26 protein-coding genes are annotated in these 25006 nt (G+C 71.2%); 18 read left to right on the forward strand and 8 right to left on the reverse strand.

The genetic code is table 11. The features are described from left to right. Positions 1 to 12 precede the first annotated feature (12 nt). From TTY48_RS10145 to TTY48_RS10170, 6 genes are all read left to right on the forward strand, one after another. On the forward strand, positions 13 to 1293 hold the full coding sequence (locus TTY48_RS10145) for a glycosyltransferase 87 family protein (protein ID WP_220657371.1): 1281 nt from the start codon (positions 13 to 15) through the stop codon (positions 1291 to 1293). After that, complete coding sequence (locus TTY48_RS10150) at positions 1283 to 2518, forward strand: threonine/serine exporter ThrE family protein (RefSeq protein ID WP_220657372.1); 1236 nt, start codon at positions 1283 to 1285, stop codon at positions 2516 to 2518. The genes TTY48_RS10145 and TTY48_RS10150 overlap by 11 nt, the downstream gene beginning before the upstream one ends. Before the next feature lie 69 nt (positions 2519 to 2587). Beyond that, the gene (gene phoA, locus TTY48_RS10155) at positions 2588 to 4060 is read left to right on the forward strand and encodes an alkaline phosphatase (RefSeq protein WP_220657373.1); all 1473 of its coding nucleotides are present in this window, start codon (positions 2588 to 2590) and stop codon (positions 4058 to 4060) included. A gap of 117 nt (positions 4061 to 4177) precedes the next feature. After that, a complete protein-coding gene (locus TTY48_RS10160) occupies positions 4178 to 4717 on the forward strand; it encodes a hypothetical protein (RefSeq protein WP_220657374.1) in 540 nt (179 codons plus the stop codon). Between the two features lie 29 nt (positions 4718 to 4746). Beyond that, entirely contained in the window at positions 4747 to 6987 is a 2241-nt protein-coding gene (locus tag TTY48_RS10165) for a DNA polymerase III subunit gamma and tau (protein WP_220657375.1), read from the forward strand. Continuing rightward, a complete protein-coding gene (locus TTY48_RS10170) occupies positions 6987 to 7451 on the forward strand; it encodes a hypothetical protein (protein WP_220657376.1) in 465 nt (154 codons plus the stop codon). The genes TTY48_RS10165 and TTY48_RS10170 overlap by 1 nt, the downstream gene beginning before the upstream one ends. Here TTY48_RS10170 and TTY48_RS10175 read toward each other — a convergent pair. Together TTY48_RS10175 and TTY48_RS10180 are read right to left on the reverse strand one after the other, a co-directional pair. After that, complete coding sequence (locus TTY48_RS10175; protein WP_220657377.1) at positions 7448 to 8755, reverse strand: class I SAM-dependent methyltransferase; 1308 nt, start codon at positions 8753 to 8755, stop codon at positions 7448 to 7450. The two genes, TTY48_RS10170 and TTY48_RS10175, sit on opposite strands and share 4 nt — an antisense overlap. A 3-nt stretch (positions 8756 to 8758) precedes the next feature. After that, positions 8759 to 10162 (reverse strand): FAD-binding oxidoreductase, encoded by a 1404-nt coding sequence (locus TTY48_RS10180; protein WP_374758706.1) that lies wholly within the window; start codon positions 10160 to 10162, stop codon positions 8759 to 8761. A 137-nt stretch (positions 10163 to 10299) separates the two neighbouring features. Here TTY48_RS10180 and TTY48_RS10185 point away from each other — a divergent pair, with 137 nt between their 5' ends. Next, entirely contained in the window at positions 10300 to 10746 is a 447-nt protein-coding gene (locus TTY48_RS10185) for an SRPBCC family protein (protein WP_220657378.1), read from the forward strand. Further along, positions 10746 to 11684 carry a pseudouridine synthase gene (locus tag TTY48_RS10190; protein ID WP_220657379.1) on the forward strand — a complete coding sequence of 313 codons (939 nt, stop codon included), beginning with the start codon at positions 10746 to 10748 and terminating at the stop codon, positions 11682 to 11684. Before TTY48_RS10185 ends, TTY48_RS10190 begins: the two co-directional genes overlap by 1 nt. Here TTY48_RS10190 and TTY48_RS10195 read toward each other — a convergent pair. After that, a complete protein-coding gene (locus TTY48_RS10195; protein ID WP_220657380.1) occupies positions 11681 to 12448 on the reverse strand; it encodes an Rv3717 family N-acetylmuramoyl-L-alanine amidase in 768 nt (255 codons plus the stop codon). The genes TTY48_RS10190 and TTY48_RS10195 overlap by 4 nt on opposite strands. Before the next feature lie 93 nt (positions 12449 to 12541). Between TTY48_RS10195 and TTY48_RS10200 the strand changes: the two genes are divergently transcribed. The 6 genes from TTY48_RS10200 (at position 12542) to TTY48_RS10225 (ending at position 15749) form a co-directional block, all read left to right on the forward strand. Then, positions 12542 to 12850 (forward strand): YbaB/EbfC family nucleoid-associated protein, encoded by a 309-nt coding sequence (locus tag TTY48_RS10200; protein ID WP_220657381.1) that lies wholly within the window; start codon positions 12542 to 12544, stop codon positions 12848 to 12850. A gap of 4 nt (positions 12851 to 12854) precedes the next feature. Continuing rightward, positions 12855 to 13502 (forward strand): recombination mediator RecR, encoded by a 648-nt coding sequence (recR, locus tag TTY48_RS10205; protein WP_220657382.1) that lies wholly within the window; start codon positions 12855 to 12857, stop codon positions 13500 to 13502. Between the two features lies 1 nt (position 13503). Beyond that, entirely contained in the window at positions 13504 to 14067 is a 564-nt protein-coding gene (locus TTY48_RS10210; protein WP_220657383.1) for a uridine kinase, read from the forward strand. Positions 14068 to 14135: 68 nt separating this feature from the next. Further along, the gene (locus tag TTY48_RS10215; RefSeq protein ID WP_220657384.1) at positions 14136 to 14714 is read left to right on the forward strand and encodes a DinB family protein; all 579 of its coding nucleotides are present in this window, start codon (positions 14136 to 14138) and stop codon (positions 14712 to 14714) included. Positions 14715 to 14723: 9 nt separating this feature from the next. Next, positions 14724 to 15218: an SRPBCC family protein gene (locus TTY48_RS10220; RefSeq protein WP_220657385.1), complete on the forward strand. Its 495-nt coding sequence runs from the start codon at positions 14724 to 14726 to the stop codon at positions 15216 to 15218. Positions 15219 to 15221: 3 nt separating this feature from the next. Continuing rightward, positions 15222 to 15749: a methylated-DNA--[protein]-cysteine S-methyltransferase gene (locus TTY48_RS10225; protein WP_220657386.1), complete on the forward strand. Its 528-nt coding sequence runs from the start codon at positions 15222 to 15224 to the stop codon at positions 15747 to 15749. A 2-nt stretch (positions 15750 to 15751) separates the two neighbouring features. Here the strand turns inward: TTY48_RS10225 and TTY48_RS10230 are convergent, their stop codons facing one another. Further along, positions 15752 to 16459 carry a type 1 glutamine amidotransferase gene (locus TTY48_RS10230; protein ID WP_220658538.1) on the reverse strand — a complete coding sequence of 236 codons (708 nt, stop codon included), beginning with the start codon at positions 16457 to 16459 and terminating at the stop codon, positions 15752 to 15754. 26 nt (positions 16460 to 16485) lie between these two features. Continuing rightward, positions 16486 to 17727 (reverse strand): Mur ligase family protein, encoded by a 1242-nt coding sequence (locus TTY48_RS10235; protein WP_220657387.1) that lies wholly within the window; start codon positions 17725 to 17727, stop codon positions 16486 to 16488. Between the two features lie 38 nt (positions 17728 to 17765). On the opposite strand from TTY48_RS10235, the gene TTY48_RS10240 reads away from it, so the two are divergent. After that, the gene (locus tag TTY48_RS10240) at positions 17766 to 18512 is read left to right on the forward strand and encodes a trans-aconitate 2-methyltransferase (RefSeq protein ID WP_220657388.1); all 747 of its coding nucleotides are present in this window, start codon (positions 17766 to 17768) and stop codon (positions 18510 to 18512) included. 6 nt (positions 18513 to 18518) lie between these two features. Here the strand turns inward: TTY48_RS10240 and TTY48_RS10245 are convergent, their stop codons facing one another. Further along, a complete protein-coding gene (locus TTY48_RS10245; protein WP_220657389.1) occupies positions 18519 to 19439 on the reverse strand; it encodes an EamA family transporter in 921 nt (306 codons plus the stop codon). Between the two features lie 93 nt (positions 19440 to 19532). Between TTY48_RS10245 and TTY48_RS10250 the strand changes: the two genes are divergently transcribed. From TTY48_RS10250 to TTY48_RS10260, 3 genes are read left to right on the forward strand one after another with little or no spacing between them, the layout of a single operon-like run. Continuing rightward, a complete protein-coding gene (locus TTY48_RS10250; protein ID WP_220657390.1) occupies positions 19533 to 20468 on the forward strand; it encodes a LysR family transcriptional regulator in 936 nt (311 codons plus the stop codon). Between the two features lie 21 nt (positions 20469 to 20489). After that, positions 20490 to 21818: an MFS transporter gene (locus tag TTY48_RS10255; protein WP_255585614.1), complete on the forward strand. Its 1329-nt coding sequence runs from the start codon at positions 20490 to 20492 to the stop codon at positions 21816 to 21818. Next, positions 21815 to 23197, forward strand: coding sequence for an LLM class flavin-dependent oxidoreductase (locus TTY48_RS10260; protein WP_220657391.1), 1383 nt, complete (start codon positions 21815 to 21817; stop codon positions 23195 to 23197). Before TTY48_RS10255 ends, TTY48_RS10260 begins: the two co-directional genes overlap by 4 nt. Here TTY48_RS10260 and TTY48_RS10265 read toward each other — a convergent pair. Further along, positions 23194 to 24378, reverse strand: coding sequence for a winged helix DNA-binding domain-containing protein (locus TTY48_RS10265; protein WP_220657392.1), 1185 nt, complete (start codon positions 24376 to 24378; stop codon positions 23194 to 23196). The two genes, TTY48_RS10260 and TTY48_RS10265, sit on opposite strands and share 4 nt — an antisense overlap. Before the next feature lie 11 nt (positions 24379 to 24389). Next, entirely contained in the window at positions 24390 to 24983 is a 594-nt protein-coding gene (locus TTY48_RS10270; protein ID WP_220657393.1) for a TetR/AcrR family transcriptional regulator, read from the reverse strand. Positions 24984 to 25006 lie beyond the last annotated feature (23 nt).

Here is a 25006-nt window from a genome sequence, read left to right on the forward strand (position 1 = left end):
AGGATCGCGCCGGTGGCGGACGACATCAGCCGGCGGTTCCCGCGCCAGTGGTGGGTCATGGCCCTCTTCGCCGTCGCGGCGGGCGTCGCCGTGTGGCAGCAGTTCGTGCGGATCCCGTTCTCCACGCCGATGTTCGGCCTGTTCCACAACCAGATCGACGCCGAGGTGTACCGCAGGGGCGGCGAGATCGTGGCGCACGGCGGCGACGGCCTGTACGACGGTCCGCTGCTCAACGACATCCTGCCCTTCACCTACACGCCCTTCGCGGGCGTGATCTTCGTGCCGCTGTCGTGGATGTCGACCGAGGTGCTGCGCTGGGTGTGGACCATCGCGATCATGGCTGCCCTGCTGGCCTGCATCCTGATCGCCTTCCGGCTGCTCGGCTTCGCCCGCGACGGCCGCGTGTGGTTCGCCGCGATCTGCCTGACGCTGGTGGCCACGGTGCTCGAACCGGTGCGCACCACCATCTGGTTCGGGCAGATCAACGTCTTCCTCATGCTGATCCTGCTGTGGGACCTCGGACGCCCGAAGGGGTCGCGCGGCAAGGGATTCAGCATCGGCATCGCCGCGGGCATCAAGCTCACGCCGCTGTTCTTCCTCGCCTACCTCGTGGTCACCCGGCAGTGGCGCGAGGCCCGCAATGCGCTGACCACCCTCGCCGGCACCGTGGCCATCGGCTTCGCGGTGATCCCGCAGGAATCGCTGAAGTACTGGTCGGGCACGTTCCTCGACGCGAACCGCGTGGGCGAGCCCAACCAGGTGGGCAACCAGTCCATCAACGGCCTGATCGCCTACCTCTCCCATGCTGACGAACCGTCGACCGCGCACTGGCTGCTCGCGGCCGTGCCCGCCGCGCTCGCCGGTCTCGCCGTGGCCGCGTGGGCGTACCGGCGCGGTCACGTGCTGCTCGCGATCACCCTCGTCGGTCTCACCGCGTGCGCCGTCTCGCCGTTCTCGTGGGGCCACCACTGGGTGTGGTTCGTGCCGCTGCTCATCGTGCTGCTCACCCCGGCGCTGCTCGCGACGGACTGGCCGCACCGTCTGGCCTACCTGGTGGCGCCGCTCGCGCTGGTGGCGGCCACCTTCATCTGGGTCACCTACTTCCCGGGCCTGCAGCCCACCGGCGTGGAGACCGTGCACGACACCTACGCCATCGGGATCTTCCTGCGGCCCTTCGATAATCCGGTGCTCAAGGCCCTCGCCGGCGGTGTCTACGTGTGGCTGTTCCTGGCCACCCTGATCGGCAGCGCGGGGTACCTCGCCCGGGTGGACCGGTCCGGCCGTGCGGCCTGACGACGCGTCCGATCCCGGGGCCGAGCATCGCCGGCTCCTCGCCTACCTGGGCGCCGCCATGATCGCGGGCGGGCAACCCGTGCACGAGGTGGAGGACGAACTGCGCGCCGTCGCCACCGCGCTGGGCCACCCGATGACCCAGGTGGGGGCCACACCCACCGGACTCACCGTGGGCCTGGCCCCCGGCGACCCGGCCACCTTCGAATCGATCGACGGTCCGCTGCGGTTGGAACAGTCCGCCGTGGTCGACGACGTGCGACGGGGCCTGGTGGCCGGCACCACCGCGCCCGACGAGGCCTTCGGCCGGCTCGGCTCGCTGCGCTCGCTGCCGCACCGCTACTCCCGCTGGGTGCAGGACGCCTCATGGTCGGTGATCGCCATCGGCATCGCGATGCTGCTGCAGCCCGGGTGGGCGAACATCGCCGCGGCGGCGATCGGCGGCGTGGTGGTGATGCTCCTGGTGAAACTGTCCGGGCGGGTGCAGTTCGCGTCCACCCTGCTGCCCACGATCGCGGCCTTCACCGTTGCCACCGGCGTCTTCGCCGCGGCCCAGGCCGGCTGGCTCGACGGTCCGCTGCGCACCCTGCTGGCGCCGCTGGCGGTGCTGCTGCCCGGTGCGCTGATGGTGACCGGCATGTCGGAACTGGCCGCGGGCGCGATGGTCGCGGGCACGGCGCGGCTCACCTTCGGCATCGTCCAGCTGATGCTCTTCTCCATGGGCGTCTTCAGCGCCACCACGATGCTGAACGTGGCGCCCGAACTGATGATCAACCTGCGCGTCAACGAACTCGGCTGGTGGGGGCCGCCGGTGGGCCTGCTGCTCATCTGCATCGGGGTGTGTCTCAACGAGGGCGCGTCGATGCGGCTGCTGCCCCCGATCGTCTGCGTGGTGGCCGCGGCCTTCGGCGCCCAGCTCGCCGGGCAGGAGCTCTCGGGTGCGGTGCTCGGCGGCTTCCTCGGTGCCGTCGCCGGGAGCCTCGGCGCCTCCATCGCCGAGTCCATCCGCCCCGATCTGCCGCGGCTCGTGGTCTTCCTGCCCGCCTTCTGGGTGCTGGTGCCCGGCAGCCTGGGGCTGCTGTCGGTGACCTCGGTGGGTCTCGATCCGGCGCAGGGCGCACGCACCGCGGTCGACGTGGCCGCCGTCATCTGCGCGCTCGCTTTGGGGCTTTTGTTCGGTTCGGCGCTGGCGCAGGCATTCACCGGAAAACGCCGGGGCCAGCGCTGATCGGTGCGCGTTCCGGAGAGTTCATCCCGGCAACGGCGACTGTTCAAATACATATGTTCCTATGCATGAATGACGACATTCGAGGGTAAGAAGGTGCGCACGGCGCTGGCCGCGAGCACGGTGGCGGCGGTCGCGATCGTGGCCGCGGCGTGCGGGAACAAGAGCGACGGTCCCGGCACGTCGGGCGATACGGCCGCCGGCGTCGACATCAAGCGCGAGGCCGCCGGTGACATCACCACCAACGGTGGGGCCCGCCGCCTCGACGGCGATCAGACCAAGGCGATCGCGGATTCGATCCAGAAGTCGAAGGCCAAGAACGTCATCCTGGTGATCGGCGACGGCACCGCCAACCAGGAACTCACCCTCGCTCGCGACTACCAGTGGGGCGCCGGCGGCCAGATCCCCGGCATCGACGAGCTGCCGCTGTCCGGTGACTACACCACCTACGCGCTGAACAAGGACACCAAGAAGCCCGACTACACCACGGATTCGGCTGCCTCCGGCACCGCGTGGTCCACCGGCACCAAGACCTACAACGGCGCCGTCGGCGTGGACGTCAACGGCAAGGCCCAGCGCTCGATCCTGGAGATCGCCAAGGCCAACGGCCGCAAGACCGGCAACGTGACCACCACCGAGCTGCAGGACGCCACCCCTGCCGTGCAGGTCGCGCACGTCGCCCAGCGCAAGTGCTACGGCCCCGTCGAGACCAAGGAGAAGTGCGGCTCGGACTCCCTGGCCAACGGCGGCCCCGGCTCGATCACCGAGCAGCTCCTCGCGGCCCGCGCCGATGTGACCCTCGGCGGCGGCTGGAAGACCTTCCAGCAGACCGCGGATGCCGGTGAGTACAACGGCAAGACGCTCGAGGTGCAGGCCAAGGAGCGCGGCTACCAGATCGTCCGGTCGGGTGAGGAGCTCGACGGCATCAAGGACGCGAACCAGGACAAGCCCCTGCTCGGCGTGTTCGCCGAGGGCAACCTGCCCCGCCTGTGGGACAAGGCCACCGCCACCAAGGAGGGCGGCAAGGAGCCGGCCGTCACCTGCTCGCCCAACCCGGCCTTCGGTGCCACCCCGAAGCTGCAGTCGCTGACCAAGAAGGCCATCGACCTGCTCAAGAACGACAAGGGCTTCTTCCTGCAGGTGGAGTCCGGTTCGGTCGACAAGGCCAACCACGACGCCGACCCCTGCGGCCAGATCGGTGAGACGGTGCAGCTCTCCGATGCCGTGAGCACCGCGCTCGAATTCGCCAAGCAGGACAAGGACACCCTCGTCATCGTGACCGGCGACCACGCGCACACCAGCCAGATCATCGAGACCGGCTCGGTGACCCCCGGCCTGACCCGCACCCTGAACACCAAGGACGGCTCGACCCTCACGGTGAACTACGGCACCTCGCTCGATCCGGGCGAGGAGCAGCACACCGGCGGCCAGGTGCGCATCGCCGCCTACGGCCCCGGCGCCGCCAACGTGGTGGGCGTGACCGACCAGACCGACCCGTTCTTCTACATCACGGACGTCCTCGGCCTGGACCGCACCAAGAAGTAGCCGACCCACCTCGAAGCCGCACCCGTGCACGCCGCGGGTGCGGCTTCGTCGTCGGCCCGGCACCGGGACCGACGGGGCGCTAGCGTGGACGGTGCACACGCAAACGAGGGGAAGACCATGTATCCGTACCCGGCCCCGGTGCCGCGCCTGTACCGCGCCCTCGCGTTGATCCAGGCGCTGATCGCGATCCTGGCCCTGCTCGGCCTGGTGATCTACTGGATGACCTCGGCGACCGAGGAGCCCGTGCAGCCCCGTCGCTACGCCGATTACTACTACGACGACGCGGTCGCGGTCTTCGCCGTCGTCGCCGTCCTGCTGGTGGTGCTGTTGGTCTCGCTGGTCGGGCTCGCCGTGTTCGTCGCCAAGGGCTCCCTCGGCGCCCGGGTGGCGAGCTGCTGCGGCTGGGCGATCCTGATGATCGGCGGACTGGTGGCGGTGCAGGTGCACCCGGCCTTCGTGCTCGTGCTGTTCGTCTCGCTGTGCATGCTGCTGGCGCTGGCCCTGGCCGACCGGCTGTCGTCGAGCCGGTCCGCTCCGGCGTCGGTGCCCGCGGCGGCCCCGGCGGCTTTCCAGACCGGGCAGATCCCCGTGCAGCAGCCCGCCCCCGCACCGTCGGACACGGGGTCGTTCCCGCAGCAGCCGAACGGCCCGCAGTAACCGTCGGACGGCACCGGTAGCCTGACACCGTGGCTCTCTACCGCAAGTACCGTCCCGCGACGTTCGCCGAGGTCGTGGGGCAGGAGCACGTCACCGATCCCCTGAGCACCGCGCTCGATTCGGGACGCATCAACCACGCCTACCTGTTCTCCGGTCCGCGCGGCTGCGGTAAGACCTCGTCGGCGCGCATCCTGGCCCGGTCGCTGAACTGCGAGCAGGGCCCCACGTCCACCCCGTGCGGGGTGTGCAATTCGTGCGTGGCCCTGGCCCCCGGCGGCCCCGGCAACCTGGACGTCACCGAGATGGACGCCGCCAGCCACGGCGGTGTCGACGATGCCCGCGAGCTGCGCGACCGCGCCTTCTACGCCCCGGCGGAATCGCGCTACCGCGTCTTCATCGTGGACGAGGCGCACATGGTCACGCCGCAGGGCTTCAACGCGCTGCTCAAGATCGTGGAGGAGCCGCCGGAGCACCTCATCTTCATCTTCGCCACCACCGAGCCCGAGAAGGTGCTCACCACCATCCGGTCCCGTACGCACCACTACCCGTTCCGGCTGCTCGCGCCGAACGTGATGCGGCCGCTGCTGGAGAAGATCACCGGCGCGGAGAACGTGGCCGTCGAGCCCGCCGTGTATCCGCTGGTGATCCGCGCCGGTGGCGGTTCCCCGCGTGACTCGCTGTCGATCATGGACCAGCTGCTGGCCGGCGCCGGATCCGAGGGCGTCACCTACCAGCGCGCGCTCGGCCTGCTCGGCGTCACCGATGCGGCGCTCATCGACGCCGCCGTCGAGGCGCTCGGCACCGGCGACGGTGCGGCCCTGTTCGGGGCGGTCGAGCGGGTGATGGAGGCCGGTCACGATCCCCGACGGTTCGCCACCGACCTGCTGGAGCGCTTCCGCGACCTGATCCTGCTGCACACGGTGCCCGATGCGGCCGATCGCGGTCTGATCGACGTGCCCGTCGACGTGCTGGAGACGATGCGGTCCGAGGCCGCGCAGCTGGGCCTGGCCACGCTCACCCGGTGCGCGGAGGTCACGCACGCCTCGCTCGCGGAGATGCGCGGCGCCACCTCGCCGCGCCTGCTGCTCGAGGTGATGTGCGCGCGGATGCTGCTGCCCGCGGCCGACGAATCGCAGGCCGCGCTCCTGCAGCGGGTCGAGGCCCTGGAACGCCGTCCCGCCGGGGCGCCGTCCGCCGCGGGAGCGCCCGTCCCGTCCGCGGCCCCGGCGCCCGCCGAGGCGTCCGCACCCGCCGCGGCGCCCGCGGGTGAACAGCGCTTCGTGCGTCCCAGCCAGCGCGCGGCCGAGCCCGCCGCGCCCTCGCAGCCCGCAGCCGCACCCGCTCCCGCTCCCGCTCCCGCTCCGCAGGATCCGCCGGCACCGCCCGTGCAGCAGTCCGCGCCCGCGGCTCCGCAGCCCGAGCGGGTCACCGAGCCCGTGGCGCAACCGGAGCCCGCAGTCCAGCCGGAGCCCGCCGCGCGGCCGGAGCCCGCACCGGAACCGCCCACCGAGGCCGTACCCGTGCTGCACCGTCCGGAACCGGAGCCGACGCCGGAGCCCCCAGCGCCCGAGCCCACCCCGGAACCCGCAGCCTCCGAGTCCGCTGCCGCCGAACCCGTTGCTCCGGAACCTGCTGCTCCGGAACCGGCTGGGGCACCGTCGGGCCCGAGCATCGACGAGGTGCGCACCGCGTGGCCCAAGGTGCTCCGCGCCGTGGGCGACCGCAGCAAGGTGACCGCCACGCTGATGACGAACATGCAGGTGGTCGGCCTCGCCGGCGATACCTTGCATCTGGCGCTCGCGATCCCCGCGCTGCTCGCGCGGTTCAGCGATCAGCAGCACGTGGGCAACCTGCGGGAGGCCGTGCGCGAGGTCTTCGGCACGCAGTGGAACGTCGAGGTGGGCGACGGTGCGGGTGCACCCCAGGCCGCGGCCCCGCAGACCGCGAATCGTCAGCGTCCACCCGCCGAGCAGGCCCGCAAGGCGCCCACCTTCGAGCGGCGCAGCCGCCAGGGCGATCAGCAGGCGCAGCAGCCCGACGCCCGGCCGGCGGGCCGGGAGAACCGCGCACCGTCGCACCACGACGACATCCCGCTCCCGCCCGAGCCGGAACCTGAGCCGGAACCCGTCGCCGAGGTCTCCGAGGAGGAGATGATGGCCGAGGCGGCCCGCGAGGACGCCGTGGCCGGCGGTTCCTCCGCTCCGCGGCGCGATCCGGAGGAGATCGCGCTCGAACTGCTCCGCAGCGAACTCGGAGCGCGGCCCATCTGATGCGGCTCACGGTGCGGGCAGCCGGCGTGGTCGCGACAGCGATGATGGCGGGATCGGTGCTGTCGTGCGGTTCGCCGAGCCCGGCGCCGCAGGCCGAGCCCACCGTGGTGCGTAAGGACAAGGAACCGATCAGCAAGCGCATCAAGAACATCGGCGAGAACTACGTGGTCCGCTGGGTGAGTGGCAGTTACACCAACGAGCGGATACCCGGCCCCAACTCGTACTGGCTCGACGCCTCGATCACCCTGCGCGACGACGAGGTCGCCAGCGGTCTGCGCGCCGCCGCGGGGAACCCGGTGGGGCACGAGACCCCGGACGTGCCCGCGGAGATCAACCGCAGCGGCGACCCCGGAATCACCAGTGCCGGGCTCAACGCCTTCGTGGCGGTCGAACCCGGCACCGTGCGCGCCTACCTCTATCCGGAGCGGGGCGTGCTCGTGGTGAAGTACCTCGGCGGGAACTAGGCCTTCCACCACGGGCGCAGGGGAAGATCGCCCGCGCCGCCCTTGGCGTCCAGCTTGACCGCCAGGATCTGGTGCAGCTGCACCACGTTCCGTTCGAACCCGAGCCGTGAGCCGGCCATGTAGAGGCCCCAGACGCGGGCGGTACCCAGGCCCACCTCTGCCACGGCCTCGTCCCAGTTGTCCACCAGGTTCTGGCACCAGGCCGCCAGGGTGAGGGCGTAGTGCTCGCGCAGGTTCTCCTCGTGCCGCACCTCCATCCCGCCGATGTCCTGGATCGCGGCGATCACCTTCCCCGAGCCGGTCAGCTCACCGTCGGGGAAGACGTACCGGTCGATGAACTGGCCACCCTTGCCGGACAGCTTGTTGTCGTGCCGGGTGATGGTGTGGTTCAACAGGAGTCCGCCGGTCTTGAGCTTCTCCCGCAGCGAGCTGAAGTACGCCGGGTAGTTCTGCACGCCGATGTGCTCGGTGAGGCCGATGGAGCTGATCGCGTCGAAGTCGCTCTCCGGTACATCGCGGTAGTCGCTGTAGCGCACCTCGGCGAACTCGCCCAGGCCCTCCGCCTCGATCGCGGCCTGCGCCCACTGCGCCTGCTCCTTCGAGAGCGTGGCGCCGATGGTGTGCACACCGCGCCGGGCGGCGTAGCGCACCATGCCGCCCCAGCCGCAGCCCACGTCCAGCAGCCGGTCGCCGGCCTTCAGCCGCAGCTTCTCGAAGACCAGGCGGTACTTGTTCTCCTGTGCCTCCTCGAGGGTGGCATCAGCGGTGGGGTAGCACGCGCAGGTGTAGGTCATCGACGGTCCGAGTACCAGCTCGTAGAACCGGTTGGACACGTCGTAGTGGTGATGGATCGCCTCTGCATCGCGGGTCTTGCTGTGCCGCAGTCCCTCCGCGATGCGACGCCACCGCGGCAGCGCCTCCTGCGGCGGCGGCGCGATGGGGATCAGCCGCTCGGGTCCCACGGAGCGCGCGATCTGCGCGAGCAGCCTCGGCGTGGGCTTGGCGAACTTCAGGTCGTCCGAGAGGGCGCGCAGCGCGGGGTACGGATCACCGGCGGGAGCGCCCGTCAGCTCCAGATCGCCCGCGATGTAGGCGCGGGCGAGGCCCATATCGCCGGGGGCGGTGGCGAGATAGGTGGTGCCGCGGGGCGTGAGGAGTTCCAGGCCGTACTGCGCATCGTCCGGCCCGGCCGACGAGCCGTCGTAGGCCTTGACCCGGATGGCCAGATTCCCACCGGCCACCTTCTCGATGACCTCGGCGAGGCTCAGCTTGGGAAGATGCTCGGTATTGGTGTGGCGCGACATGTTTCACTGCCTCCTGACTGTCTTGTCGTACAGCCCCAGCAGCCTGCCCGCGGGGTCGTAACGAGTCTTCAATTGTTCCAAGACCGGGCCGCCGTAGAGCGCGTCGAACTCCTCACGCCCGTAGAAGGCCTCCGAGTAGAGCGACTTGTGGCCGCCCAGTTCCGAGACCTTCTCCTCGATGAGCCGGTTCGCGCGACCGTCGATCTGGCCGGGCTGCTTGGGGACTGCGGACCAGAACCCGATGTTCACGTAGGTGCGGTGGGGTTCCAGCGGGTACAGCGGCCACGGCCGCTGCGGGTCGGCGCCGACGGGCGCGGGATCACGTAGGCGCAACGGGCACAGCCAGATCGGTTCGATCGGGATCTCCCGCAGGAACCAATCGAGGAAGTCGGTCAGCTCCTCGATCCGCACCTCCACGTCCTGCACCACCCGCTCGCCGGGCGGCTCGCCCTTGCGGGCGGCGAGCCGGTCGCCGATGTCGTAGCGCCGGTCGAGCGCCACCAGCTTCCAGTAGAAGCTGCTGCGCAGCAGGTGCTTCGGCCAGTAGCGCCGCACCTTCGGGTTCTGCGCCCCGAAGGCCCGCGAGCACCAGAACCAATCGGTGTCCCAGCGCCACAGGTAGTCGTGCGTGGTGAGCCGGTCGCGGGTGATCCCCTCGGCGTGCTGCAGCGAGCGGTAGTAGACGTCCATCCCGGTGTAGTCGCTCACCGGACCGTCCTCGTCGGACTTGCGGCCCAGCGTGAGGTAGGCCTCATCGCGGGTGAAGACAACGCCGTCGAGGTAATCGACCCGCTCCCCGTCGAGCTCGCCGGCGTCCACGATGGCGTTCATCGTGGTCTGCAGGTCCGTCAGATCGTGGAAGCGCACGTGCCGCAGTTCCACGAACCGCTCCACCTCGTCCAGCTCCACGGTGAGCCGGGTGGCGTAGCCGAGCGTGCCGTAGGAGTTGGGGAAGCCGAAGTACAGATCGGAGTTCGGGCCGTCCGGGGTGGCGGTCACGATCTCGCCGGACCCCGTGAGGATGTCCATCGAGCGCACCACCTCGTGCGGCAGGCCGGCGTGGAAGGAGCTCGACTCGATGCCCATGCCGGTCACCGCCCCGCCGAGGGTGATCGTCTTGAGTTGCGGCACCACCGTGGGAGCGAGGCCGAAAGGCAGTGTGGCGGCGACGAAGTCTTCGTAGGTGCAAACCCCGCCGACATCCGCGGTGCGCGCCTCGGGATCGATGGAAATCACCGAGCCGAGTCCGCTCACGTCGAGGCCTGGCGCATCGGACGCGGCACGGGCGCGGAACAGGTTCGACGTCTTCTTCGCCAGTCGCACTCGGGAATTCACGTCGATCGCTCGATAGCTGGCCAGGAGGCGTTCGAGGCCCTCGCGGTACGCGGCCTCGCCCCCGATCGCGATCGGCGCTGTAGTGCGGGCCTGCGTTCTGATGCGAGCACTCACCTCTTGGACGCTATACCCGTCGGCCGCTGTGCGCGCGTCCGGCCACCCATTCGCTAGGCTCAACGTCGAACCCGAGAGCAGAGGAACGAGCTACGTTGGCCCAGGTAACCGCCACCAAGTCCATCACGATCGCCGCCACGCCCGAGCGCGTCCTCGCGGCCGTCACCGACTACACCCATCGCGGCGAGATCCTGCCGCCGAACTACCGTGACTACCGCGTGCTGGAGGGCGGCCAGGGCACCGGCACCGTCGCCGAGTGGGTCCTGCAGGCCACCGAGAAGCGCTCGCGGAACGTGCACGCCACCGTCACCGTCGATGGCGACACCGTGACCGAGAAGGATGCGAACTCCTCGATGGTCACCACCTACCGGGTGGTCGCCGCCGACAGCGCGGGCGATCAGACCACGGTCACCATCACCACCACCTGGCAGGGCGCCGGCGGCATCGGCGGCTTCTTCGAGAAGACCTTCGCGCCCAAGGGTCTGGCCCGCATCTACGGCGAGCTGCTCACCAACCTCAGGGTCCAGCTCGAGAAGGGCTAGTGACCGCACGCCGCGGTAGCAGCGGGCGGCGCCGGCATCGGGGCACCCCGGTGCCGCCGCTCCCACTGCGCGACGGCGTCGATGCCACCCGGCTGGTGATCGCCGAGGAGGAGGCCGGGCAGGCGCTCGGGGACGTCCTCGAGGCGCGGTTCCCCGGCACGGGCGATTACCTGGCGGGGGAGTACGCGACCGGCTCCGTCGTCAGCTCCGACGGTGCGCCGCTCGGTCCCGGATCGCCGGTGGCCGCGCGGCAGGCGGTGTGGCTGTACCGGGAGTTGCCCCACGAGGTGCCGGTGCCCTTCCCGATGCCGGTGCTCTACGCCGACGACCGCATCGTGGTGGTGGACAAGCCGCATTTCCTGGCGACCATGCCGCGCGGTGCCCGGGTGGTGCAGAGCGCGCTGGTGCGGCTGCGCCGCGAACTCGACGAACCGCGGCTCTCGCCCGCGCACCGTCTGGACCGGCTCACCGCGGGTGTCCTGCTGTTCACCCGCGACCCCGCGGTGCGGGGCCCCTACCAGCAGCTCTTCGCCCAGGGGTTGGCGCGTAAGGAGTACGCGGCGCTGGCCCCGGTCCGGCCGGATCTCGGCCTGCCGGTCACCGTCGAATCCCGGATCGAGAAGACGCCCGGCATCATGCGGGCCTACGAGGTCGACGGTCCGGTCAACGCGCGCTCGCACGTCGAGCTGGAGGCGGAACTCGGCTCCGTAGGGCGGTACCGGCTGCGGCCGGAGACCGGCAAGACGCATCAGCTGCGGCTGCACATGGCGCGCCTGGGGGTGCCGATCCTGGGTGATCCGCTCTACCCGGAGCAGCGCGAGGTGGTCGACGGCGATTTCACCGATCCGCTGCGCCTCCTGGCCCGGCGGCTGGCCTTCGTCGATCCGATCGACGGAACCGAGCGGGAGTTCGTGAGCGCGCGGGAGCTGACGCCCTAGCGCGAGCCGAGGTAGGTGGCGACGCCGCCCGCGATGGCGCGGGCGAGGCGTTGCTGACCGTCGGCCGAGGCGAGCATCGCCGCCTCCGTGGGGTCCTTGAGGTTGCCCGATTCGACCATGATCGACGGTACGGTCGCCAGGTTCAGTCCGGCGAGGTCGGACCGCGGGTACAGCCCACCGGAGCCGAGGTAGGTGGCCGGAGTGAAGCCTCCGCCGACCAGCGCGTCCCGCATGACCTGGGCGTACCCCGAGGAACTCTGCTGGGCGGTGTTGAGCGGCGGCGAGGAAAGATTCACGTGAAACCCTCGGTTACCGGCGGCGGAGCCGTCGGCGTGGATCGAGACCGCGGCGTCGGCGCCGAACTGGTTCGCGGCGGCGGCGCGCGCGTCCACGCACGGTCCCACCGAGGTGTCGTCGTTGCGGGACATGAGCACCTGGGCGCCGGCGGCCTTGAGGAGTTGGTACACCTGGTAGGCCACGGCGTAGTTGAAGGTGTGCTCGGCCAGCCCGTTCACGCCGGTGGTGCCGGTGGTCTGGCACTCCTTGGTGCCTCCGCGGCCGTTCGGCACCTGCTTGCCGATCGAGGCGTCGTTGCTGCCGTTGTGGCCGGGATCGATGAAGATCTTCTTGCCCGCGAGCGAGCCCGCGTCGAGCGGCGCCGCGTTGTTCACCAGGGCGGGCTCGGAGGGCGATAGGCTGGAGCAACCGGTGAGGATCAGGGCCGGAACGAGGCTCGCTGCCAGCAGGGCGATACGGGTCTTCACAGCTCGGACTGTACCGCCTCATGCGGCGCAGTGGTAACACAAGTAACACGAATCGGACATAGCGGGTCGGTGGACCGGCGGAGGGAGACGGCAATGCAGCCCGGAGGCTCGATGGAAGACCTGATGGCCCAGGTCGGCGCGATGCAGCAGCAGCTCATGGCCGCGCAGCAGGAACTCACGGCCACCACGGTCGAGGGACAGGCCGGCGGCGGCCTCGTGAAGGTCACCGGCACCGGCGACGGTCAGGTGACCTCCGTGGTCATCGACCCCAAGGTCGTCGACCCGGAGGACGTGGAGACCCTGCAGGACCTGGTCCTGGGTGCGCTCTCCGACCTCACGAACAACACCGCCGAACTGGCGCAGCAGAAGATGGGGCCGCTGGCCGGCGGCCTGCCCTTCTGACCTCGTGTACGAAGGCCCCGTTCAGGAGCTGATCGACGAGCTCGCCAAGCTCCCGGGGGTGGGACCGCGCGGTGCCCAGCGCATCGCCTTCCACCTCCTGGGGGCGCAGCCGAGCGAGATCGATCGGCTCACCCATGCCCTCACCCGCGTGCGCGACGACGTGCGCTACTGCGAGGTGTGCGGCAACGTCTCCGCCGAGGTCCGGTGCCGGATCTGCTCGGATCCCCGCCGCGATGCGTCCAAGATCTGCGTGGTCGAGGAGGCCAAGGACGTTCAAGCCGTGGAGCGCACCCGCGAGTACCGCGGGCTCTACCACGTGCTGGGTGGGGCGCTGAACCCGATCAAAGCCATCGGTCCCGACAAGCTGCGCATCCGCGAACTGCTGGTCCGCCTCGGCACCGTGGTCGACGGTGTGGAGGTGGCCGAGGTCATCATCGCCACCGACCCCAACACCGAGGGCGAGGCCACGGCCGCCTTCCTGGTGCGCATGCTCCGCGACTTCCCCGGTCTCGCCGTGACCCGGCCCGCCGCCGGTCTCCCGATGGGCGCCGAGCTGGAATTCGCCGACGAACTCACCCTGGGCCGCGCGATGAGTGGCCGCCGCTCGCTGGCCGAGCCACCGCGCGTGCTCGAAGAGACACCGCCGAGCTGACGTGGACGCCGCGCAGTTGCTCACCCGGCTGGGACGCGCCGAGGGCATCGTCGCCGTGGACGGACCGTCGGGTGCGGGCAAGTCGACCTACGCCGAAGGGTTGGTCGCCGACCTGCGCGCCGACGGTGCCCGCGTCGCGCTGGTGCGCACCGATCACTACGCCACCTGGGACGATCCGGTGTCCTGGTGGCCGCGGCTCATCGATGAGGTGATCGTCCCGCTCTCCCGTGGCTGGGATGCGCACTACCGGCCCATGGTCTGGCGCGACGGTACGCCGCGCCCCGGCCCGGAGGTGCGGTTGCCGTGGGCGCCGCTCGTGGTGCTGGAGGGCGTGTCCAGCGCCCGTCGCTCCTTCGCCGACCGGCTGGAGCTGGCCCTGTGGATCGAGGGCGGCACCGCCGCGGAGCGGCTGGAACGCGCGGTCGCCCGCGACGGTGAGGCCGAGCGGGAGAACCTGCGCCGCTGGCAGGAGTTCGAGCGCGGCTGGTTCGCGGTGGACGGCACGCGGGAGCGGTGTCTGCCCGTCGTCGCGAAACTGTCCGTGGGAGGCCCGACGTCGACATAGTGGTCGCCGGTGCTCCCTGAGAGACAGTTTCGCGACGATTTGTCGGTGCGGCCTGCCAGTGTGGGGGTATGGACGCCGCCAAGGAGGATCTGCAGCGCTATCTCGATCACTCGCGGGATGCGCTGATCTGGAAGCTCGACGGCCTCGGCGAATACGACCTGCGCCGGCCGCTCACACCTACCGGAACCAACCTGTTGGGCCTGGTCAAGCACTGCGCGATGGTCGATGCGGGGTACCTCGGCGACTGCTTCGGCCGGCCCTTCCGGCATCCGAACCTGCCTGATCCGCTGGGGCCGGGGGCCGATCCCAACGACGATCTGTGGGTCCGCGCGGACGAATCCAGCGCGGCGATCCGCGATCTGTTCGCGCAGGCCCGGGCGCACGCGACGGCCACGCTGGCCGCGCTGCCGCTCACGGCGGAGGGCGTGGTGCCGTGGTGGGGTGAGAGGGGCCGCGGCGTCACGCTGCACCGGCTGGCGGTGCACGTGATCCTCGACCTCGGCAGGCACGCCGGTCAGGCCGATATCGTGCGCGAGCAGATCGACGGTGCCGCCGGCCTCCTCCCGGACAACACCAACATGCCGCCCGACTACGACTGGGCCGCCTACCGCGCCCGGGTCGAGTCCGCGGCCCGCGCGGCGCAATAGGATCGGCTCATGCGACTGCGCGACAACCCCATCATCGAGGTCACCCGGAAGCTGACCTGTTCCCCGGAGCAGGCGTGGGCGCTGGTCACCGACATCGCGCTCCCCACCCGGGCCGACGGTGAGCTGCAGCGCGCCGAATGGCTCGACGGTGCCACCGGAGTGGCCCTCGGCGCCCGCTTCCGCGGCCACAACGCCAACGGCGAGCTCGGCGAGTGGACCACCGAATCCGAGGTCATCGACGTCGAGGACGGGCGCCGCTGGGTGTGGTCGGTGGGGCCCGAGGGTGGCGGGGAGCCCTGGGCCACCTGGGGATTCGAGGTCGATCCCGCGCGTGACGGTGCGGTAGTGCGCCAGTGGGCGCGGATCGGCGACGGTACCTCGCCCTTCGCGGCCTTCGTCGCGGCACAGCCCGAGAAGGAGGCGCGGATCATCGACTTCCGGCTCGGTATCTGGCGGGCGGGCATGGAGGCCAACCTCGCCGCGCTGGCGGAATCGGTCGGCTGAATCGTGGACGCCGGGTTCGCGCTATTCGACACCGCCGTCGGACGGTGCGGTATCGCCTGGAACGGCGAGGGCACGGTGACCGCGGTGCGGCTACCGGAGGAATCCGATGAGCGCACGCGTTCCTTCGTGGCGAAGGACGGCGTCGCTGAAACCACGCCGCCCCAGCGGATCCAGACGGTGATCGATGCCGTGGTGGCGCTCACCGCCGGCGCCGATCTGGCGGACGATCTCACCTGGGTCGCGTTGGACATGAACGGGCTCACCGATTTCCAGCGCGCGGTGTACGAGGTGGCGCGCCGCATCCCGCCGGGGCAGACCCGCACCTACGGCGATATCGCGAACGAGATCGGTCTGCCGGGATCCGCCCGTGCGGTGGGCCGGGCCCTGGGGGACAACCCCTTTCCGCCGGTGGTGCCCTGCCACCGGGTCACCGCGGCGGGCGGGCGAACCGGCGGCTTCTCGGCCTCCGGCGGCGTGAACACGAAGATGCGCCTGCTCTCGATCGAACAGGCCGTCCTCGGGCTCTGGTAGACCTATCGCCGCAGGCGTTCGCGGCGCAGCAGCTCCACATCGGGGAGGTCCAGCGGCGCGAGCTCACGGCCGGTGGCCTTCGCCAGCAGGTAATCCGCGAGCTCGGGATTGCGGGCCAGTGCCGGACCGTGCATGTAGGTGCCGAGCACGCTGCCCTGGATCACGCCGTCCACGGGCTCGCCCGCGCCGTTGCCGGTACCGCGCGTCACCCGCATGAGCGGTGCGGCGGCGGGGCCGAGAGTCGAACCGCCGCGGTGGTTCTCGAAACCGGTGAGTGGCTGCGTCAGGCCCTCCACGAGCGGGCGGCCCTCGATCTCGCCGATCGACCGGGTGGCCTGCGGCGAGGTGGTGAGGTCGAACAGCGAGATGCCGTCAACCTTCTCCCCCTCGGAGGTCTCGTACCAGTGCCCCAGCACCTGGATCGCGGCGCAGATCGCCAGCACGGGTGCGCCCTTCGCGGCGGCCTCCTGCATGCCCGGGTACTTCGACAGGTGCCGCGTCGCCAGTCGCTGCGCGTAATCCTCGGCGCCGCCCAGGGTGTAGATGTCGCAGGTCGCGGGCACGGGATCGGCGAGGGTGATCGGCAGGACCTCGGCGTCGATGCCGCGCAGGCGGGCGCGCTGCCGCAGCACCAGGGCGTTGCCGCCGTCGCCGTAGGTGCCCATCACATCGGGCAGCACCAGGCCGATCACCAGCGTGGAATCGGTGATCCGCGTTTCGGATCCGGAGAAGTCGATCATCGGATGCGCCCCTCCAGTGCCGTGTTCAGATCGCGGAACGCCGTGTAGTTCGCGAGTACCTCCACTCGCCCGGGCGGGCAGGAGGCGATGGCCGCCACCGGGTCCGTGACCAGGGAGTGTTCGGCCCCGGCGTAGGTGAGTCGCACCGCCAGATCGGCGCCGCGCTCACCGGAGGCCACCACCTTGCCGTTCTCGAACCGCTCGAACTGCACGTCCCACAGCCAGGACAGGTCCTCGCCGTCGGGCACCTGTCCGTTCACGGCGATCACCAGTCCTTCGGCGGTGCCGTCGATCATCGACATCGCCTCCTGCCAGCCGGCCGGGTTCTTGGCCAACAACATTCGCACCGTGTGCCGGCCGACGGTCACCGTCGAATACCGTCCTGCCACCTCGCCCACGGTGCCCACGGCGCGCACCGCGGCGGCGGGGTCGGCGCCCATCGCGACGGCGGCGGCCACGGCCTGGGCGGCGTTGCCCCGGTTCGCCTTCCCGGGCAGCTTCAGCACCAGCGGTGCCACGAAACCGTTCGGACCGTAGATGTTCGTCTCGTCCACCCACCAGTCGGGCGTCGGCCGCGCGAAGTCGGTGCCGGTCGAGTACCAGTGCTCACCGTCGCGCACGATCGGCTCGCCCGACCGGGGGCAGGAGACCGAATCCGAGGTCCAGCCCGCGCCGGCCGCGACCCAGACGACCTTCGCCGCGTCGTAGGCCACCGAGGCCACCAGCACGTCGTCGCAGTTGGCCACCACGGTCAGATCGCGGTGCGCGTCCACGGCGGCGCGGATCTTCCGCTCGATGGCGTTGATCTCGCCCACCCGGTCGAGCTGATCGCGGGACAGATTGAGCAGCACGAGTGCCTCGGCGTGCACGGCGTCGAGCACGTGCGGCACGTGCAGCTCGTCGACCTCGAGGGCGGCGAGCGGGGCCGTCCGGTGGGCGGTGAGGGCGGCCACGATGCCGGCGTCCATGTTGGCGCCGTCGGCCTGCGTGGCCACCTGCCGGCCGAGCGTGGCGAGTGCGGTCGCCGCCATCCGGGTGGTGGTCGACTTGCCGTTGGTGCCGGTGATCACGGCGGTCCGCTTGCCCGCGGCGAGGCTGGTCATGAGATTCGGATCGATCTTCAGCGCCACGAGGCCGCCGATCATCGAGCCCTTGCCCCGGCCTGCGCGCTGTGACGCCCAGGCTGCGGATCGGGCGGCGAGCAGCGCCGTGCGGGCGCGGAGGGGGAGTCCGGGCATGCGCTCCAGGATAGGCCACCTGCCCCTACGCTGGATTCATGGCTGAACTCCACGAGGATCGTCGCCGGGCCCTGTCCTTCGGTGCCATCGCCGACGCCTACGACCGGCTCCGTCCGCGCTACGCGGATTCCACCGTCGATGCGATCGCCGCGGGCGCCGCGACCGCGGTCGATGTGGGGGCCGGGACGGGCATCCTGTCGCGCCAGCTCCGCGACCGCGGGCTGGACGTGCTGGTGGTGGAACCCGATGCCGCGATGGCGGAGGTGGCCCGCGCCTCCGGCGTGCCCGCCGAGGTGGCCACCTTCGAGGAGTGGGACACCGCCGGCTGCACGTACGACCTGGTGACCTTCGGCCAGTCCTGGCACTGGGTGGACGCCGACGCCGCGGTGCCGCGGCTCGCGGGCCTGCTGAATCCGGGTGGGCGCGTGGCCCTGCTGTGGAACAAGCTGCGGCCGACCACCCCGTCGAACGAGGAGCTGCGGGCCGCGAGCGAGGACTACGTCAACGTGGACGCGGTGAGCGCCGACCCCACGCGGGCCGAGTCCGCGCTCGCCGCGCTGGGGGAGCGATTCACGGCGGCGGGCTTCACGGTGAGCACGCGCGAGGACTCCTGGACCGAGACCCAGCCCGCCGGCCGGTGGCTCGACCTGGTCTTCACCTACTCCGCCCACTCCACGCTGCCGGACGATCGCAAGGCCGCCCTGCGCGCCGCGCTCGCCGGGGTGATCGGTGATCGCGATGTGCAGCTCGGCGCCTCGACCATCGCGCTCATCGCGCAGCGGTAGGCCGGGTCAGGCGGTGACCGGCGCCGGTTCGGCCGACGGTGCCGCCCGCGGGGCCCGCTGCATCATCCCGGCGAGGCACCCGGTGATCACCACGGCGGCCCCGACCAGGGCGAGCGCCGACGGATGCTCGCCGAGGAACAGCGAGCTGGCGGCGATCCCCACCACCGGCACCATGAGCGAGACGGGTGCCACCGTCGACGACGGGTACCGGGCCATGAGCCAGGTCCACAGGCCCGATCCCACGACGGTGCCGAGCAGCACGATGTAGGCAAGGCCGCCGAGCGCCTTGATCCCGGCGTCGCTGGTGAAGCTGTGCGCGAGCAGGGTCCAGCCGGTGGTCGGTCCCTCGATCACGGCGCTGAGGATCAGCATCGGGATCGGCGGCACCACGGCCATCCACAACGTGAGCCGCATCGGCTCCTCGGCGCGTGCCAGCCGGCTGCCGAGGTTGCCGAAGGCCCAGCCGAGACCCGCGGCCAGCGTGAGCAGCACCGGGACCACGCCCGCGGCGGCGCCGTGGCCGGCCCGGTCGGCCACGATCAGCCCCATCCCGGCGACCGCCACGGTGATCCCCACGATCTGCCGCGTGCTCAGCTTCTCCCGGAGCAGCAGCGCGCCCAGCACCACGGTGAACGGTGCCGACGACTGCAGCACCAGCGAGGCGAGACCGGTGGGCATGCCGAGGTGCATGGCCAGGAACAGGAACGCGAACTGCAGCGTGCCGAAGCCCACGCCGTACAGCACCAGCCAGCGGGTGGGGACGTTCGGCCGCGGCACGAACAGCACCACCGGGATCGCGATCACCAGGAATCGCAGCGCGCCCAGGAAGAAGGGCGGGAAGTAGTCGAGCCCGTACCGGATGGCCAGGAAGTTCAGCCCCCACAGCACGACGACGGTGAGGGCGACGAGGCGGTGGCGGGGACTCATGACAGTCGAGTCTTCCGCGGATGAATCCTCAGAACAATCGAATACTTCTGCACGGAGTGTGTAGTAGCGCTTCACTGACGTAGCCTGATCGGCATGGACGTTCATCGCCTGCGGATCCTGCGCGAGCTGGCCGATCGCGGCACGGTGGCGGCCACGGCGCGGGCGATGGACATGACGCCGTCGGCGGTGTCGCAGCAGCTCAAGGTGCTGGCCCGGGAAGCCGGGGTGGATCTGCTGGAGCCCGACGGTCGCCGGGTGCGGCTCACCGATGCCGGGCTCGCCCTGGTGGTGCGGGCGGAGTCGGTGTTGGGGGAGCTCGATCGTGCCCGGGCCGAGATGGAGCGGTACCGCTCGACCCCGACGGGGGTGGTGCGGCTGACCCTGTTCCCGTCCGCCGCCGAACTGCTCCTGCCCGGTGTCCTGCGCCGCGCCGCTGCGGCCGGCGTGCAGGTGCTCGCGGCGGACGCCGATCTCCCCGGCACCGAACTCCCTGCGATGCTCGCCGACGCCGATGTGGTGGTGGCGCACCGCGATGAGCGCGCCCCGGCCCTCGGCGGCCCGCGGATCGCGTCACGGATTCTCATGCGTGAGCCGATCGATCTGGTGGTCCCGGTCGATCATCCGCTCGCGGCCGCCGGGCGGGTGGACGCCTCGCAGCTCGCGGACCTCGATTGGATCAGCGTGCGCGATGGCTTCCCGGTCGACGATGTGCTCCGCTCGCTCGCGACCCTCACCGGAGTGCAGCCGCGGGTGGTGCAGCGGATCAACGATTTCCACACCATTCAGGCGATGGTGGCCGCCGGGCTCGGTGTGGCCCTGGTGGCGCGGCACGCGGTCACGCACCCGCGTGTGCGTGGCCTGGAGATCGTCGGCGTGCTCGCGGCCCGCATCCTGGAGGTGGCCACCCGGCCGGGTGCCGAGCGGCGCCCCGCGGTGGCCGCGGTACTGCGTGCGCTCGACGAGGAGGTCGCCGCCGTGCACGCGGACGGTGTTGGCATCAAGCAGATTCCAACGGTCGACCGGGGCTGACGGAGCTGGGATCGTCCCGGTGTGACTGCGCAGGGAACGAGGGCCGAGCGGCGGAGGGTGGCGCTCGCCTCCTTCGTCGGGACGTCGGTCGAATGGTACGACTTCTATCTCTACGGAACGGCTTCCGCACTGATCCTGGGGCCGTTGTTCTTCCCATCGGCTTCGCCGGCGGGTGGTGTCCTGGCCGCCTTCGCCACATACGCTGTCGGATTCCTCGCCCGGCCGCTGGGCGGGGCGATCGCCGGGCACCTCGGCGATCGGATCGGCCGCAAGCGGGTGTTGGTGGCCTCGCTCGTCCTGATGGGACTGGCGACCAGTGCGATCGGCCTGCTTCCGGGGTACGCGGCCATCGGCGTCGCGGCGCCGGTCCTGCTCACCCTGCTGCGCCTGCTCCAGGGCTTGTCCGCCGGAATCGAATGGGGCGGAGCGGTTCTGTTGGCCGTCGAACACGCACCGGCGGATCGGCGCGGGCTGTTCGGAGCGCTCCCGCAGGCCGGATCGGCCGCGGGAATGATCCTCGCCACCTCGATCTACACCGCGGTGCACGCCGTGCTCGGCGGTGCCGCGTTCACGGCGTGGGGGTGGCGGATCCCGTTCCTGCTCAGCGCCGTCCTCGTGATCGTCGGTCTGGTGGTGCGCCTCTCGGTGCGGGACTCCGCCGAGTTCGAGGAGCTCCGGGCGAGCGGCGGCGTGCACCGCTCCCCGGTCCGCGAGGTGCTGCGCCGGCACCGGCGCACCGTCGGGCTCACGGTCCTGATGCGCATCGGCCAGAACTCCGTGTACACCCTCTACACCGTCTTCATGCTCACCTACATCGTCCGTGAGGTCCGCTCGGACGGGGCGCCGATCGGCCTGGTGGCCACGCTCGTGGCGTCGATCATCGGTTTGGCGGCGACGCCGCTGTGGGGCGCACTGTCCGACCGGCTCGGGCGCCGGCCCGTGTACCTGTTCGGGGCCTTGGTCACCGCCGTCTTCACCGCACCGGCCTTCGTGTTGATCGGGACGGGAAGCGCTGCGCTGATCGTGCTGGCCTTCGTGATCGGTATCAACATCGGGCACGACAGCCAGTACGGAGCGCAGGGCGCCTTCTTCGCCGAGCTCTTCCCGATCGACGTGCGGTACAGCGGTGCATCGATCGGATACGCGGTGGGTGCCGTTCTGGGCGGTGGGCTCACGCCGCTCGTCGCCGCCGCGCTCCTCACCGTTGGCGGCGGAACGCCCTGGCTGGTGGCCGGGTTCGTCTCCGTACTGGCGGTGCTCTCCGCCGTGGGAGTGATCCTCGCGCCGGAGACGCGGCCGGTGCGGCGCGCGGTGCCGCAGGATCACGTTGCGGCGGAGGCGATCGCATGACCCGGACGCTGCTGCTGAGCGCCTTCGCCATGGCCTGTGTGGGTCACCAGTCCGCGGGCCTGTGGACCCGGGCGGAGGACCGGAGCACCCACTACACCGATCTGGATCACTGGATCTCGCTCGCCCGCCTGCTCGACGAAGCGGGATTCCACGCCCTCTTCCTGGCGGACGTGCTGGGCACCTACGACGTCTACGGCGGCAACCGCGATGAGGCGGTCCGCTCCGCGCTGCAGGTCCCGGTGAACGATCCGATCCTGGCGGTGTCCGCCATGGCCGCGGCCACGCGGAATCTCGGTTTCGGCGTGACGGTCTCGACCACCTACGAACAGCCTTACGCGCTGGCCCGGCGGATGACCACTCTCGATCACCTCACCCGCGGGCGGATCGGCTGGAACGTGGTCACCGGGTACCTGGACTCTGCGGCGAAGAACCTGGGCTTCACCACGCAGATCCCGCACGATCAGCGCTACGACATCGCCGACGAGTACCTCGAAGTCTGCTACAAGCTGTGGGAGCATTCGTGGACCGACGACGCCGTGATCGCCGACCGCGGCACCGGCGTGTACGCCCGTCCCGACCAGGTGCGCGACATCGACCACCGGGGAGAGTATTTCGCCGTTCCGGGCGCCTTCCTGTGCGAGCCCTCGCCGCAGCGCACCCCGGTCATCTTCCAGGCCGGGGCCTCACCGCGTGGGCGGCGGTTCGCGGGCCGGCACGCCGAGGCGGTCTTCGTGATCGGCCCGACTCCCGCCTCGGTGCGGTCCACGGTGGCGGCGGTCCGCGCGGAGGCGGAGGCAGAGGGGCGCGATCCGCGGTCCGTACGGGTGATCGCGGGGCTCACCGCCATCGTCCGCGCCACCGACGAGGAGGCGGAGTCCGCGCTCCTCGAATACCGTGAATCCGCCAGCGAATCCGGGGCGCTCGCCCTGTTCGGCGGATGGACCGGGGTGGATCTGGCGGGCCTCCCGTCCGACGCTCCGCTGGTGCACGTGACCACCGATGCCAATCGATCCGCACTCGACGCCTTCACCCGCGACGCCGACCACGAGTGGACGGTGGGCGAGCTGGCGCGTTTCGTGAGCATCGGGGGGCGCGGACCGGTGCTGGCCGGTTCCCCGGCGACGATCGCCGATCGCCTGCAGCAGTGGCAGGACGAGGCCGACGTCGACGGCTTCAACTTCATGTACGTGACCCTGCCCGGGACCTTCGCCGATCTCGCGGAGCACCTCGTGCCGGAGCTGCGCCGCCGCGGGCTGGTCGACGGACCGGGTGCGGCACCGTCCACCCTGCGGGAGCGGCTCGGCACGTCCGACGGGCCGCGGCTGCCACCGACCCATCTCGCGCGGCGGCTCGGCATCGGCGCGCAGGCGCTGTCCTAGGAGTCGAAAACCACCACCGTCGAGGTGGCGCCGCGCAACGCGCCGACGGCCTCCGCCTCGATACTCACGGCCGCACGGTCCGCCGCGGCCAGTCGGGCGAAGGGCGTCACGGTGAGCGTGAGCCGGTCCCCGTCCTTGCGGGGCCGCCACAGCCCCACGATGCGGCCGTCGAGCAGGACGGTGCCGGGTTCGCCGACCGGTCGCCAGACCGCGCGGTGATGCTCGGGGGCGACGATCACCGAGTGATCCCGCGCCTGCGTGTACGGGTCACGCGGTGGCAGCAGTCGCACGCCCGTGGGGAGTTCGGACGCACGGAGCTCGGCGAGGTCGTCGGTGTGCACCCAGGCGCGGGCGCCGTCGGTGTCGACCCGTTCGAGCCGATCGGCGAGGGTCTCCCACCAGGGCCCCACGTCGCCGGCGCGGACACCGAGCCAGGCGGCGAAATCCGCTCGGGTGGTGGGGCCGTAGCAGCGGAGGTAGCGGCGTAGGAGTTCGGCGCGCGCGTCCTCGGGGGCGCGGGCGGGCACCGGCTCGGGCAGCCACTCGTCGGTGAGCGCGAAGGGCGCGGTGTTGCCGTCACGGGGTGCGAAACAGACCTGTCCGCGCAGGGCGAGGATGCGGACGCAGAAGTGCACGACGGCCTCGCCGAGGGGCTGACCAGGTGCGTGCGGCCCCTCCGCCTCCCAGACGGTGCGCTGTTCCGCGCCGAGCTCGGGTGCGATCGCGCCGGCCACCTCGGCGCCGAGCTGTGCGATCGCGAGTCGCCGATCGGCGAGCACCGTGGCGGTGTGGCGCGCGGTGAGATCGACGGCCTCATCGAGGCCGAGCCCGAGGGCATCCAGCGCGGGACCCACCCCCTGGATGAGATGCCGCGCGGCGCTCTCGGTGGGCGGCAGCACCCCGGTGGTGAAGACCGCCGCCTCGGCGGTCGGAACGAGGAACGGCGCACCGCGCATGCACCAGGTGCGCAGTAGGAGCCGCGATTCGAGCGCCTCGGCCACCGTGCCGGGGGTCACGCCGCGCACCCGGGCGTGCAGCGCGAGGAGCGCGGAGCCGGGCGGGCTGTCCTGGACACCGCACCGTCCGGCCGCGGTCGCGAGTGCGGCCTTGTCGAGCCGTTCCGCGAGGCCGTGCGTGCGCAGGCGGAATCCGATGATCTGGTCGTTCGTGATGTTCGGCACCGCTCTCCACGCTAGCGCGGTGCGCCCTCCACGGTGTGCAGCCCGGCGGGCAGGAAGCGGGTGAGGAGGCCGCGGGCGGCGGCGGTGTCGCCGTCCACGAGGTGGGTCATCATGGCGCCCTCGTACAGCGCGATGGCGTACCGGGCGAGGGCCTGGGCCTCGGCCGGAGCGACGTCGAACCGGGCGATCGCGGCCGCGAGGCGGTCGCGCACGGCGCGATCGCGCGCGGTGAGCCGGGCCGCGGCCGCGGTGTCGCGGGCGGCGTAGATGGTGAACTCGGTGGACAGCAGGGACCACCGGCGTTCGTCGGGATCGTCGGACCCGGCGGCGAGTGCGGCGTTCGCGATCGCCTCGTCGAGCGTGGGCGCGGATTCGATCGCGCGGGCGATGCGTCCGATCTGGTGCTCCGCGTGCCGGTCGAAGAGGGCGAGGAACAGCGCCTCCTTGCCGGCGAAATTCGAGTAGAAGGCGCCGCGGGAGAGTTCCGCGCGGGCGCAGATCTCGTCCATCGAGGCGGCGTGGAAGCCGCGCTCGGCGAAGACGGCGAGTCCCGCGTCGAGGAAGCGTTCGACGCTGCGTGCGCGCGTGCGGTCGCCTTTCGCCACCAGTACCTCGCATTCCGTTGACC

This window comes from Tsukamurella sp. TY48 (assembly GCF_019656655.1).
Taxonomy (GTDB): domain Bacteria; phylum Actinomycetota; class Actinomycetes; order Mycobacteriales; family Mycobacteriaceae; genus Tsukamurella; species Tsukamurella strandjordii.

Coding starts and splice junctions, on each gene's coding strand:
- TTY48_RS10240 (WP_220657388.1), top strand. CDS start 17,766: ATGGCTGAACTCCACGAGGATCGTCGCCGGGCCCTGTCCTTCGGTGCC.
- TTY48_RS10260 (WP_220657391.1), top strand. CDS start 21,815: ATGACCCGGACGCTGCTGCTGAGCGCCTTCGCCATGGCCTGTGTGGGT.
- TTY48_RS10235 (WP_220657387.1), bottom strand. CDS start 17,727: ATGCCCGGACTCCCCCTCCGCGCCCGCACGGCGCTGCTCGCCGCCCGA.
- phoA (WP_220657373.1), top strand. CDS start 2,588: ATGACGACATTCGAGGGTAAGAAGGTGCGCACGGCGCTGGCCGCGAGC.
- TTY48_RS10170 (WP_220657376.1), top strand. CDS start 6,987: ATGCGGCTCACGGTGCGGGCAGCCGGCGTGGTCGCGACAGCGATGATG.
- TTY48_RS10250 (WP_220657390.1), top strand. CDS start 19,533: ATGGACGTTCATCGCCTGCGGATCCTGCGCGAGCTGGCCGATCGCGGC.
- TTY48_RS10160 (WP_220657374.1), top strand. CDS start 4,178: ATGTATCCGTACCCGGCCCCGGTGCCGCGCCTGTACCGCGCCCTCGCG.
- TTY48_RS10220 (WP_220657385.1), top strand. CDS start 14,724: ATGCGACTGCGCGACAACCCCATCATCGAGGTCACCCGGAAGCTGACC.
- TTY48_RS10175 (WP_220657377.1), bottom strand. CDS start 8,755: ATGTCGCGCCACACCAATACCGAGCATCTTCCCAAGCTGAGCCTCGCC.
- TTY48_RS10200 (WP_220657381.1), top strand. CDS start 12,542: ATGCAGCCCGGAGGCTCGATGGAAGACCTGATGGCCCAGGTCGGCGCG.
- TTY48_RS10245 (WP_220657389.1), bottom strand. CDS start 19,439: ATGAGTCCCCGCCACCGCCTCGTCGCCCTCACCGTCGTCGTGCTGTGG.
- TTY48_RS10215 (WP_220657384.1), top strand. CDS start 14,136: ATGGACGCCGCCAAGGAGGATCTGCAGCGCTATCTCGATCACTCGCGG.